This window comes from Mesoterricola silvestris (genome assembly GCF_030295405.1).
Taxonomy (GTDB): Bacteria; Acidobacteriota; Holophagae; order Holophagales; family Holophagaceae; genus Mesoterricola; species Mesoterricola silvestris.
In genome coordinates, this window is record NZ_AP027080.1 from 4,228,925 (window position 1) to 4,241,303 (window position 12,379).

10 protein-coding genes and 1 pseudogene are annotated in these 12,379 nt (G+C 67.9%); all 11 read left to right on the top strand.

Annotation, left to right across the window (positions count from 1 at the left end):
• Positions 1-172 precede the first annotated feature (172 nt).
• Positions 173-1,459, top strand: a complete 1,287-nt coding sequence (locus R2J76_RS18130; protein WP_316413061.1) for a Glu/Leu/Phe/Val family dehydrogenase — start codon at positions 173-175, stop codon at positions 1,457-1,459.
• Between the two features lie 385 nt (positions 1,460-1,844).
• Entirely contained in the window at positions 1,845-4,586 is a 2,742-nt protein-coding gene (locus R2J76_RS18135; RefSeq protein ID WP_316413062.1) for a PEP/pyruvate-binding domain-containing protein, read from the top strand.
• A gap of 86 nt (positions 4,587-4,672) precedes the next feature.
• Positions 4,673-6,043 carry a guanine deaminase gene (gene guaD / locus R2J76_RS18140; RefSeq protein ID WP_316413063.1) on the top strand — a complete coding sequence of 457 codons (1,371 nt, stop codon included), beginning with the start codon at positions 4,673-4,675 and terminating at the stop codon, positions 6,041-6,043.
• Positions 6,022-6,621: a DNA-3-methyladenine glycosylase gene (locus R2J76_RS18145; protein WP_316413064.1), complete on the top strand. Its 600-nt coding sequence runs from the start codon at positions 6,022-6,024 to the stop codon at positions 6,619-6,621. The genes guaD and R2J76_RS18145 overlap by 22 nt, the downstream gene beginning before the upstream one ends.
• 69 nt (positions 6,622-6,690) lie before the next feature.
• On the top strand, positions 6,691-7,779 hold the full coding sequence (locus R2J76_RS18150; RefSeq protein ID WP_316413065.1) for an efflux RND transporter periplasmic adaptor subunit: 1,089 nt from the start codon (positions 6,691-6,693) through the stop codon (positions 7,777-7,779).
• A gap of 1 nt (position 7,780) precedes the next feature.
• Complete coding sequence (locus R2J76_RS18155) at positions 7,781-8,503, top strand: ABC transporter ATP-binding protein (protein ID WP_316413066.1); 723 nt, start codon at positions 7,781-7,783, stop codon at positions 8,501-8,503.
• Positions 8,500-9,663, top strand: a complete 1,164-nt coding sequence (locus R2J76_RS18160) for an ABC transporter permease (protein ID WP_316413067.1) — start codon at positions 8,500-8,502, stop codon at positions 9,661-9,663. Before R2J76_RS18155 ends, R2J76_RS18160 begins: the two co-directional genes overlap by 4 nt.
• Positions 9,660-10,886 (top strand): ABC transporter permease, encoded by a 1,227-nt coding sequence (locus tag R2J76_RS18165; RefSeq protein WP_316413068.1) that lies wholly within the window; start codon positions 9,660-9,662, stop codon positions 10,884-10,886. Before R2J76_RS18160 ends, R2J76_RS18165 begins: the two co-directional genes overlap by 4 nt.
• 89 nt (positions 10,887-10,975) lie before the next feature.
• Positions 10,976-11,302 carry a PadR family transcriptional regulator gene (locus tag R2J76_RS18170; protein ID WP_306599005.1) on the top strand — a complete coding sequence of 109 codons (327 nt, stop codon included), beginning with the start codon at positions 10,976-10,978 and terminating at the stop codon, positions 11,300-11,302.
• Positions 11,299-12,045, top strand: a complete 747-nt coding sequence (locus R2J76_RS18175; protein WP_316413070.1) for a hypothetical protein — start codon at positions 11,299-11,301, stop codon at positions 12,043-12,045. The genes R2J76_RS18170 and R2J76_RS18175 overlap by 4 nt, the downstream gene beginning before the upstream one ends.
• A 100-nt stretch (positions 12,046-12,145) precedes the next feature.
• Positions 12,146-12,334, top strand: a pseudogene (gene rpmE, locus R2J76_RS18180) (50S ribosomal protein L31); the annotation flags it as partial.
• Positions 12,335-12,379 lie beyond the last annotated feature (45 nt).

A 12,379-nucleotide genomic window follows, 5' to 3' on the forward strand; every position in this document is an offset into this window, starting at 1 on the left:
GCGGGCCCTCAGTGTGTACGGGCCTCCAGTGCCTAAAGTCACGAACTTCCCCCCACCCCCTATCAACCCCTGACAAGGGAGCTATAGTCACTGCGTTAGGCTGTCACGCCTAGGAACCATGGGCCTGCGGGGCAGGCACGGAAACCAACACACTCTCCTAAGGAGTCGTCTTATGGCTGAGAAAGCCTTCAACCCGTTCGAAATGGCCCAGAAGCAGTTCGATGCCGTGGCCGAGAAGCTGGGCCTGGACCAGGGAACCCGCGACTTCCTGCGCACCCCCGCCCGCGAGTTCCACTTCAACATCCCCGTCCGCATGGATGACGGCCGCGTCAAGGTCTTCAAGGGCTTCCGCGTGCAGCACAGCGACGCCCGCGGCCCCGCGAAGGGCGGCATCCGCTTCCACCCCCACGAGACCATCGACACCGTGCGCGCCCTGGCCACCTGGATGACCTGGAAGACCGCCGTGGTGGACATCCCCCTGGGCGGCGGCAAGGGCGGCGTGATCTGCGATCCCCGCGAGCTGTCCGACCGCGAGCAGGAACAGATCTGCCGCGGCTGGGTCCGCCAGGTCTCCCGCAACGTCGGCCCCCTGCAGGACGTCCCCGCCCCTGACGTCATGACCCACGGCCAGCACATGCTGTGGATGATGGACGAGTACGAAATCCTGAACGGCGGCCGGTTCCCCGGCATGATCACCGGCAAGCCCGTGGGCATGGGCGGCTCCCTGGGCCGCACCGAAGCCACCGGCTACGGCGTGATCTACACCGTGCGCGAAGCCATGAAGGAGCTGGGCCTGGACATCAAGGGCGCCACCGCCGCCATCCAGGGCGCCGGCAACGTGGCCCAGTACTCCCTCGACCTCTTCACCAAGTACGGCGGCAAGGTCATCGCCATCTCCTGCTGGGACAACACCGACAAGGTGCCCTACACCTACCGCTGCAAGGACGGCATCGCCTTCGACAAGCTCATGGCCTCCATCGACAAGTTCGGCACCATCGACCCCGCCAAGGCCAAGGCCTACGGCTGGGAGCAGCTGGATGGCGGCGCCTGGATCGAGCAGGACGTCACCGTCCTGATCCCCGCGGCCCAGGAGAACATGATCAACGGCGAGAACGTCTCCAAGATCCGCCCCTCCGTCAAGCTCATCGCCGAGGGCGCCAACGGCCCCACCACCCCCGAAGCCGACGCCGTCATCCAGCAGAAGGGCATCTTCATGATCCCCGACTTCCTCTGCAACGCCGGCGGCGTGACCTGCTCCTACTTCGAGCAGGTGCAGTGCAACATGAACTACTTCTGGGAGAAGGAAGAAGTCCTCACCAAGCTCGACCAGAAGATGACCAACGGCTTCAAGGCCGTCTCCGCCCTGGCCCGCGAGAAGAAGGTCTACATGCGCGACGCCGCCTACATGATCAGCATCAAGCGCGTGGCCGAAGCCTCCCACCTGCGCGGCTGGGTGTAGTCCGATAACGTAGAACAGTAAAAAAGGGACCGGCCCGCGAGGGCCGGTCCTTTTTTAAGAGTTCATTGTCGAGGTGGCCCGCGCAGGCCAGGAGGAGAGGAAGGCCGACCTGTGCGGCGAGGCCTCCCAGGCGAAGGGGAAGGGTATGGGGCATACCGGTACGAAGGGGCATGAAGGCTCCTGGAGGTTGTCCGCAGGCACCGGCGGAAGGGCCGGGCTTTCCCGAATGGCGGATGGAGGAAGAACAGTAAACCCGCATCCCTGCTTAATGCAACTATGAATTTTCCGTTATTCCAATCACGGTTCGTCCCGCGGGCCGCTAACATGGGGGCAAAGCCGCGCGCGGGGCCCGGACTGCCACGAACTTCCAGGGAATTCAAACCATATGAGCGACAAGAACTTCGGCCAGTCCAGGGAACTCCAGGCGATCTTCGCCATCGCGGCGCTCCTGGCCCGGGAGGACCTCTCCCTCACCCAGATCCTCCAGGTGGTGGCGGAGGCCCTGCCCAAGGGGTTCAAGTACGAGGAGGTGTGCCAGGCGCGCATCCACTTCTGGGGGGAGTGCTTCGAGACCAAGGGCTTCACGCCCAGTCCCTGGACGCTCCGGGCGCCCATCGTGGTGCGGGGGGAGACCCTGGGCGAGGTGGAGGTGGTCTACCTGGAGAACCGCTCCTCCCGGGCGCCGGGCAACCCCTTCCACCTGGACCAGAAGAAGCTCGTGGACCTCACGGCCCAGAAGCTGGGGCAGCTGGCGGAGGTGCGAATCGCCCAGCACAGCGGCGAGCTGGTGCCGGCCCCGGCGCCCCCGGCCCCCGCGCAGAAGCCGGAGTGGCGCTACATCCTGGACCTGCTCAAGGAGATCGATCCGGCCCTGCATCACCGGCTGATCCGGCGGCTCATGAACCATGCCACCAAGGTGGGCGTGCCCGGCGTGCAGAAGCTCATCGCGGTGTTCGACCCGGCCATCTACGCCACGGGGGAGGCTTCCTCCCACGGCTCCAACGCCCCGCTGCCCAAGCGGGACATGGCCACCATGGTCAAGACCTTCCAGGAGATCGAGGACATCGCATCCATCGTGTTCGAGGACGAGGACCTCACGGCCCTCCTCAAGCAGTGGATGCGCCAGGACAAGCTGGGCTTCCTGGCCATCGCCACGGAGAAGCGGGACATCCCCCTGGTGGAGATCACCGAGATCGTGGACCGCTTCTGCCGCGAGACCAACGAGGAGATCCCCGCCCTGGCCAGCCAGGACGACCAGAACGTGCGGGTGGCCCTCATCCGGCGCTTCCTCACGGAGAACCTCAAGTTCATCGGCATCGCCAAGCGCCACCTCACCGTCTACGACTTCGGCAAGATCCTCAACCACGTGGTGGGCCCCGCCCAGGGCAACGGCAAGCTGGGCGGCAAGGCCGCGGGCCTCATCCTGGGGGCGCGCATCCTCAAGCGCAAGGCCGGGGGCAACGCCCTGGTGGATTCCGTGAAGACGCCCAAGACCTGGTACATCACCTCGGACGGCATCTACAACTTCCTGCGCCACAACAGCCTCGAGGACCTGTGGAGCCTCAAGTTCAGCCCGGTGGAGGAGGTGCGCCAGACCTTCCCCTACCTGGAGCAGGCCTTCAAGAACTCCTTCTTCTCGCCCGAAATGTACCAGCAGATCCAGTTCGCCATGGACGACCTGGGGGAGGGGCCGCTCATCGTGCGCTCCTCCAGCCTGCTGGAGGACAGCGAGGGCATGGCCTTCTCCGGGAAGTACCGCAGCCTCTTCCTGGCCAACGTCGGCAGCCGCGAGGACCGGCTGGAGGCCCTCATGGACGCGGTGTGCGAGGTGTACGCCTCGGTCTTCGGGCCCGACCCCATCCAGTACCGGGCCGAGCGCGGCCTCCTGGATTTCGTGGAGGAGATGGGCATCATCATCCAGAAGGTGGTGGGGCGCCGCGTGGGCAAGTACTTCTTCCCGGCCTTCGCGGGGGTGGCCTTCAGCCACAACGAGTACCGCTGGAGCCCGCGCCTCCGGCGCGAGGACGGCATCGTGCGCATGGTGGCGGGGCTGGGCACCCGGGCCGTGGACCGCCTGGGCAGCGACTTCCCCTTCATGCTGAGCCCCGGCCAGCCCAAGATCCGCGTGAACGTCACCCCCGAGCAGGTGACCCACTACGCCCAGAGCCACATGGACGTCATCAACCTGGAGACGGGCCGCTTCGAGACGCTGGCCGTGGAGGACATCCTGAAGGAGGCCGGCGACGACTACCCGCTCCTGGAGCAGATCGTGTCGGTGCTGGAGGACGGCTTCCTGAAGAAGCCCATGAAGGGCATGGTCAGCGCCGACAAGGACGACCTGGTGGTGACCTTCTCGGGCCTGGTGGAGCGCACGGACTTCGTGCCCCAGATCCGCGCCATCCTGGCCATCCTCCAGGAGGCCCTGGGCACCGCCGTGGACATGGAGTTCGCCCACGACGGCGACAACCTCTACCTCCTGCAGTGCCGCCCCCAGAGCCGCATGGAGGAGGAGGGCCTCATGCAGATGCCCACCAAGGTGGCCTTCGACCACAAGATCTTCTCCGCCTCCAAGTTCATCACCAACGGATACGTCCCCGGCATCCGGTACATCGTCTACGTGGACCCCGAGGAGTACCGCAAGATCCCCGACCTGGCGGACCTGGTTTCCATCGCGGACGCCGTCAACCGCCTCAACGGCATCCTGCCCCGCCGGAAGTTCATCCTCATGGGCCCCGGGCGCTGGGGCAGCCGCGGCGACGTGACCCTGGGGGTGGGCATCACCTATTCGGGCATCAACAACACCTCCCTGCTGGTGGAGATCGCCCGCAAGAAGGGCAACTACGTCCCCGACCTCTCCTTCGGCACCCATTTCTTCCAGGACCTGGTGGAGGCCAAGATCCACTACCTCGCCCTCTACCCCGACGACGAGGGCAACCTCTTCAACGAGGAGTTCCTCACCAACAGCCCCAGCGTCCTCACCCAGCTCCTGCCCGAGCACACGCGCCTGGAGAAGGCGGTGCGGGTGATCGACGTGGAGCAGGTCTTCCCGGGCTGCCACCTGGAGGTGGTGATGGACGGCAACACGGACCGGGCCCTGGGCTACATCCGGGGGGCCCACGAACACTGACGGGCTGGCCATTCCGGCCGATCCGTGATATCGTCCCGATGTTTTGCGTCGACTCGACCGTCGACCATTCTTCCGGAGATACCCACGTGCTCTACCGCGCTCACCTCTTGAGCCCAGATGGCTCTGCGCGCCTGAAGGAATTCGCAGACGGGGGCCTCCTCGTGGACGAGGCCGGGCGGATCGTCGATGCGGGGGCCTTCGAGGCCCTGGAGGCGGCCCACCCGGGCGCCGAGGTGATGGACCTGCGTCCCCACTGGATCCTGCCCGGGCTCATCGACCTGCATTCCCACCTTCCCCAGTTCGAGTGCGTGGCCCTGGACGGGCTGGAGCTGATGCCCTGGCTGGAGACCCACATCTTCCCCGCGGAGGCCCGGTTCCGGGATTCCGAAGTGGCGGCCCGGGCGGCCCGGGATTATTTCCGCAGCCAGCTGGCCCTGGGCACCACCACGTCGGTGGCCTACCTCACGGTGCACCCGGAGGCCGCGGACCGCGCCTTCCGGGAGGCCGAACGCTGCGGGATCCGGGCGGTGCTGGGCAAGGTGATGATGGACATGCATGCCCCCGAAGCGCTCCTGGAGGACACCGGGGCTTCCCTGCGCCAGAGCGAGGAGCTGTGCGAAACCTGGCACGGGCGCGACGGCGGGCGCCTGCGCTACGCCTTCACGCCCCGCTTCGCGCCGGTGTGCTCCGGGGAGCTCATGGCGGGGCTGGCCCGGGCCGCCCAGCGCCACGGCGCCTACATCCAGACCCACATCAGCGAGAGCGTGGGCGAGATCGAGCGGGTGCGGGAGCTGTTCCCGGAGGCCGCGGACTACACCGCCGTCTACGCCGCCGCGGGCATGCTGGGGCCCCGGACCCTCCTGGGCCACGGCATCCACCTCTCCCGCTCCGAGCGGGAGGTCATCCGGGAATCCGGCGCCACCATCGTCCACTGCCCCCGCTCCAACGAATTCATCAAGAGCGGCATCATGCCCCTGCGCCGCTGGCTTTCCGAGGGGCTCTCGGTGGGCCTGGCCACGGACGTGGGGGGCGGGCCGAAGCTGGACATGTGGGGCGAGATGGCCGCGGCCTGCAATGCCTCCAAGACCCGCTGGGCCCTGCAGCGCCTCCAGGGGCTTCGCCTGGACGGCGTCGAGGGGCTGGACGGCGAACTGCGCACCCGCATCGCTTTGGCCCTGGACCTGGACCAGGACGATCCCGTCACGCCCGTGGAGGCCTTCCACCTGGCCACCCTCCACGGCGCCCGCGCCCTGGGCCTGGAGGCCGAAACCGGCAGCCTGGACCCCGGCAAGGACGCGGACTTCATCGTCGTGGACCCCCGGCGCGTGGACCCCGCCGCCTCCCGCGCCGTGGAACCCGCGGAGGAGATGCTCTCCCGGCTCCTGTACCGGTCCGACCCCGCCATGATCCGCGCCACCTACGTGCGGGGCCGCCGATGCCACGCCCTGGGAGCCTGATCCCCGCCGCCTTCTACCTGCGCCCGGTGGACGTGGTGGCCCGGGACCTGCTCGGCAGGCACCTGTGCCTGGGGCCGGTGACGCTGCGCATCACGGAGGTGGAGGCCTACGGCGGCCCCCAGGACTCCGCCAGCCACGCCCGCTCCGGGCGCACCCCCCGCAACGCCCCCATGTGGGAGGCCGGGGGCTGCGCCTACGTCTACTTCTGCTACGGCATGCACCACATGCTCAATGTCGTCACCGGCCCCCCGGACCGGGCCGAAGCCGTGCTCATCCGCAGCTGCGAACCCGTGACGGGCCTGGACCTGGTCCTGGAGCGCCGGCGCCACGTGCAGGGCCCCGCCCTCCTCACGGGACCCGGCAAGGTGGCCCAGGCGCTTGGGGTGGATCTGGCCTTCACCGGCACGCGCTTCCACGAACCCGGCGGCCTGGAGTTGCGGGCGGGATCCCCGGCCGCCGCCATCCTCGCCGGCCCCCGGGTGGGCGTGGATTTCGCGTCGCCCGCGGACCGGGACCGGCCCTGGCGCTTCGCGGAGGCGGGCACCCCCTGGGTGAGCCGGCCCAGAAACCTGCGTTAAATTCCCACCAGCCCCTTGAATTACTAATGCTTTCGGTGTTTCCTGGACTCTTGCCATGTTGGAGTTTCCATGACGAGGCCGGTGTTCAAGAAACGCTTCCCCTGGGGCTGGCTGCTCCTGGGCTGCCTGGCGGTGGCGGTGGTCTTCGGCATCGCCGCGGCCCGCAACGCGCCGCTGAAGCTGGCGGTGACCGTGCCCACGGTGTATGCGGCGGGTGAGCGGAATCCGGTGCTCACGGCCAGCGGCTACCTGGTGGCCCGGCACCGGGCCACCCTTTCGGCCAAGGTGCCCGGGCGGATCCAGTGGCTGGGCGTGGAGGAGGGGAGCCGCGTCACCAAGGGGCAGGTGATCGCCCGCCTGGAGGCGCCGGATCTGCAGGCCACCCGCGACCAGGTGGAGGCCCAGCTGGGCCAGGCCATCCTGGACCGGGACCGGGGCGAGGCCCTGGCCAAGGACGGGGTGCTGGACCGGGCCTCCCTGGACAAGCTTCGCACCGCCTGCCTCACCCTCAAGGCCCAGCTGGCCTACCAGGACGCGCTGCTGGAGAACATGGTGCTGCGCGCGCCCTTCACGGGCACCGTCACCCAGAAGCTGTCGGAGGTGGGCGAGACCGTGAGCCCGGGCAGCGCCGGCGGCGCCAACGCCATCAACGCCGTGGCCGTGCTGGCGGACTTCGACAGCCTGGAGCTGGAGGTGGAAGTGAACGAGACCGGCCTGCCCCGCCTGCGCAAGGGCATGCCCGCGGAGATCCGCGTGGACGCCCTGGACGCCGAGCCCGGGGCCAAGCCCCTGCGGGGCACCCTCCGGGAGATCTACCCCTCCTCCAACCGCCAGAAGGCCACCGTCCTGGTGCGGGTCGCCCTGGTGGACAAGCACCCCATCCTCGTGCCCGACATGGGCGCCAAGATCACCTTCATGGGCGAGCCCTTCGCGGCCCAGACGATCTTCCTGGGCAGGGAGCAGATCGTGCGCCGGCAGGGCAAGCCCTTCGTGTGGACCCTGCAAGCCGGCCGCGCCGCGCTGCGCCCCGTGGAACTGGGGGAGGAGAACCCCGTGGGCTTCATGGCCAAGGGCATCCCCGCCGATCTCCAGCTCCTGGTGGTGCCCCAGGAAATCAAGCTGGAGGAGGGCAAGCGCGTGATTCCCCGGGAGCGCTGAAATGGACGACGTGACCGTCAGGCTCCGGGGCCTGGCCAAGAGCTACTGGCGGGGGCCCCTCGAGATCCCCGTCCTCACGGGCATCGACCTGGAGATCCCCCGGGGGGGCTACTACGCCCTCATGGGGCCCAGCGGCTCGGGCAAGACCACGCTCCTCAACCTCATCGCCGGCATCGACCGGCCTTCGGGCGGGGAGCTGGAGGTGTGCGGCCACGCCCTCAACGGGCTGAACGACGACGACCTGGCCGGGTGGCGCAGCCGGAACGTGGGCTTCATCTTCCAGAACTACAACCTGGTGCCGGTGCTCAACGCCTACGAGAACGTGGAGCTGCCCCTGCTCCTCCAGGACCTGGGGCGGGCGGAGCGCCGCGAACGGGTGCTGCGCGCCCTGTCCCTGGTCAACCTCTCGGACCGCATGCACAACTACCCCCGCCAGCTCTCCGGGGGCCAGGAGCAGCGCGTGGCCATCGCCCGGGCCATCGTCCACGACCCCGAGCTCATCGTGGCCGACGAGCCCACCGGGGCCCTGGACGCGAAGAACGCCGAGGAGGCCCTCATCCTCCTGGAGCACCTGAACCAGGAACTGGGCAAAACCATCGTGCTGGTCACCCACGACCCCAAGGCCGCCAGCCACGCGCGCTTCCAGATCCACCTGGAGAAGGGCGTGCTGGACCGCACCGTGGAAGTGCATGACCGGCCCACCCTGCCCCGCCTCCTGCCTTGAAGTTCCTCACCCTGGTCCTGCGCTCCCTGTTCCGCTCCAAGCGGAGGACCTTCCTCACGGTGCTGAGCCTGTCGGTCTCGGTCTTCCTCATCGCGATCCTCCAGAGCCTCCTGGGCACCATGGATTCCCTCACCACCTCCACCGGCAGCGGCACGCGGCTGGTGGTGCAGGACAAGGCCTCCTTCACCAACGTGATCCCCCAGGCCTACGCCAATTTCCTGCGCCAGCAGCCGGAGATCGAGCGCTTCACCGCCTTCCAGTGGTTCGGGGGCGAGTACAAGGACCCCCGGAACTTCTTCGCCAATTTCGCAGTGGACCCGGAATCCTACCTCGAGGTGTACCGGGAGGAGGCCAACCTCCCCGCCATCCCCCGGGACCAGGTGCGGGACTTCCTTCGGGACGGCAACGGGTGCATCGTGGGCCGGACCCTGGCCGACAAGTATGGCTGGAAGGTGGGCGACGTGGTGCCCCTGAAGAGCCCCATCTTCAACCTCACCCTGCGCCTCAACATCCGCATCATCTTCACGGGCCTGCGCAAGTCCGACGAGATGTTCCTGGCCTTCAACATCAAGCAGCTGCAGGAGGCCGTGCCCTGGATGAAGGGCCGCGTGGGCGCCTTCACCGTGCGCGCCCGGAACCCCGCCGACATCCCCAAGCTCTGCGAGCGCATCGACCACCACTTCGCCAACAGCGCCCAGGAGACGCTCTCCATCACCGAGAACGCGTTCAACCTGAACATGATCAAGATGCTGGGGGACTACTCCACCATGGTGCACACCATTTCCGCCGCCGTGCTGGTGGCCATCCTCATCGTCACGGCCAACACCATGGCCATGGCCATCCGGGAGCGCACCACCCAGATATCGACCATGCGGGCCCTGGGCTTCCGCTCGGGGCAGATCCTCTCCCTGCTCATGGCCGAGGGCCTCCTGCTCTCGCTCCTGGGCAGCGGGCTGGGCATCGGCATGGCCATGGCCGCGGCCTCGGCCGCGGCGAAGGTGGCCGGCCAGATACTGCCCTGGATGGCCGACTTCATCATCACCCCCGAGACCCTGCTGCTCTGCGTCCTGATCACCCTGGCCCTGGGGCTGCTCTCCACGTTCATCCCGGCCTACCGCGCCAGCCGCAGGCCCATCACCGAAGGCTTGAGGGCCCTGTGATCTGGTGGTTCTTCGTCCCCCTCGCCCCGTACCTGCTGTGGCTGGTGTGGGCCGCGGCCTTCCATCCCCTGCCCCTGACCTACAACTGGCGCTCCATCTGGCAGCGCTGGGCGGGCACCCTCTCCACGGTGGGGGCCATCGCCATCGTCGTGATGGTCTTCGTGGTGGTCCTGTCCATGGCCCAGGGGGTCTCCCGGGCCTACGTGCGCAGCGGCCGCGAGGACCAGGTGGTCATCATGCGCCAGAACGCGCGGGTGGAGATGATGAGCTCCGTGAGCCTGGCCCAGGCCCGGCTCATCCTCACCCACCCCCTCATCGCCCGGGACGAGGTGGGGCCCCTGGCCACCGAGGACATCATCGTCAGCAAGCAGGTCGCCCTGGCCGACGGGTCCGGCGCCATGTCCGTGACGGTGCGGGGCACCACCCCCGCGGGGATCCGCATGCGCAGCCAGGTGCGGATGCTCCGGGGACGCTGGTTCAACACCGGGCTTTCCGAGGCCGTCGTCCCCCAGAAGATGCTCAACCGCTACACCGGCGTGGAGCTGGGCCGCACCTTCGACATGGCCGGGCGCGCCTGGAAGGTGGTGGGGGTCTTCGACGGGGACGGCAGCGTCTTCGATTCGGAGATCTGGACCGACGTGGGCGACCTGCGCCAGGCCTTCAAGCGGTACGGCAACGATTCCTCCATGGCGGTGCGCCTGCGCAGCGCCGCCGACGTGCCCGCCTTCATCCAGGACATGGAGAAGGACGTGCGCCTCAAGCTGGAGGCCAAGCCCGAACCCGCCTACTTCGCCGACCTGGGCGACGCGGGCCGGCCCATGCAGGTGCTGGGCCAGATCATCACCCTGATCCTCACGGTGGGCGCGGTCTTCGCGGCCATGAACACGATGTACGCCACCGTAGCCGGCCGCACCCCCGAGATCGGCACCCTGCGGGCCCTGGGCTTCCGGCGCCGGGAGATCCTGGCCAGCTTCCAGTGGGAGGCCATCCTCCTCACGGCCCTGGGGGGCCTGGCGGGGGCCTTCCTGTCCCTGCTCTTCAACGGCATCCGCACCGGCACGGTGAACATGAACACCTGGTCCGACGTGAGCTACGCCTTCGCCGTGACCCCGGACCTCATGGCCCAGGGGGTGGGCTTCAGCGTCCTCATGGGCGTGGCGGGGGGGTTCCTCCCCGCCTGGCGCGCCAGCCGCATTCCCGTAACGGAGGCTATGAGAGCTTGAACGATTTATAAATTTTTATTAAACTAATTTCGGCCGCGCGTTGACGACATCAGCTTGCGAGGTAAACTGATCACTAAACGGGAGGCGCTATGGACCGTGAACTGCTAAAGGGGAGCACGCCGCTCCTTCTGCTGTCTCTTCTCACGGACGGCCCGATGTACGGCTACCAGATCATCGAGACGGTCAAGCAACGGACCGATGGCAGCTACACCCTCAAGGAGGGTGCGCTCTACCCGGCCCTCCACAAGCTGGAGGCGGCGGAGTTCATCACCTCGTACTGGCAGACCCAGCCCAACGGCCGGGACCGCCGCTACTACGCCATCCAGCCCGCCGGCGCCTCCTTCCTGGCCGCCAAGAAGCAGGAGTGGGGGCAGTTCGTGGCCATGGTGGACGGCTTCGTGGGGCCCCGGCCGTGAACCTGGCGCTGGGCGCCTACCTCTCCGAAGTGGAGAGGGGACTGGGGGGGCTCACCTCCGGAAGGCGGCGCCTGATCATCCGCGAACTGGAAGCGCATCTCCAGGACGAGGCCGAAGCCCGGGGGATCCGGACGGAATCCCAGATGGCCGAACTCCTGGCCGAGAAGGAACCGCCCCGGGAGCTGGCCTCCGAGCTGAGCAACGGCGAGGGCACGGACGCCACCCACCGCAGCGAAACCTCCCTGCTGGCCGGGGGCCTCCTGGGCCTGGCCACGGGCGGCTACCTCTACCTCCAGGGCGGGTGGCCCTGGCACCTGAGCCTGGCCTTCTGCATGGCCCACGGCCTGGCGGTGGGCGCGGGCATCCTGCTGGTGCGCCGGCGCTGGCAGCGCCTGGGCACCCAGACCCGGATCCTCACCTCCCTCCTCTTCGGCACCCTCATGGCCATTCCCATGGGCTTCACCAGCCTGCGGGGCTTCAATTCCAGCCGCTTGCTGTACGGGGCCTTCACGGGCTACATGCTGGAGCGCCACTCGGAACCCCGGCCGGCCTGGCAGGCGATCCTGGAAACCCTGGGTTTCACCGTCCTGGACTACCTGGCCTACACCTTCGTCTTCACCCACCGGCACCCGTACAGCTGGCTGCTGGAACTGAGCTTCAATTTCACCCTGGCCCTGGCGGTGCTGCTCGCCCTCCAGCTCAAGCGGCTCCTTTCGGGGCGCTGGCTGCTGGCTCCCCAGTGATTTCGGCTTGAGTTCCAAGGGCATACGGGCTACACTTTCTTCCTTGTGCGTGAACAAGCCGCGTGCCGTCATGGCATCCGGTCGGTTCCAGGAGGCCTCGATGAAGGACAAGATCCATCCCCAGCTCTTCGACGTGAACGTCCATTGCGCGTGCGGCAATGAGTTCATGACCCGCTCCACCAAGAAGGAGCTCCGCGTGGAAGTGTGCGCGGCCTGCCACCCCTTCTTCACCGGCAAGCAGAAGCTCATGGACACCGCCGGCCGGGTGGAGAAGTTCAACCGCAAGTACGCCAAGAAGGAAGTGGCGGCCCCCGTGGCCGAGGCCGCTCCCGAG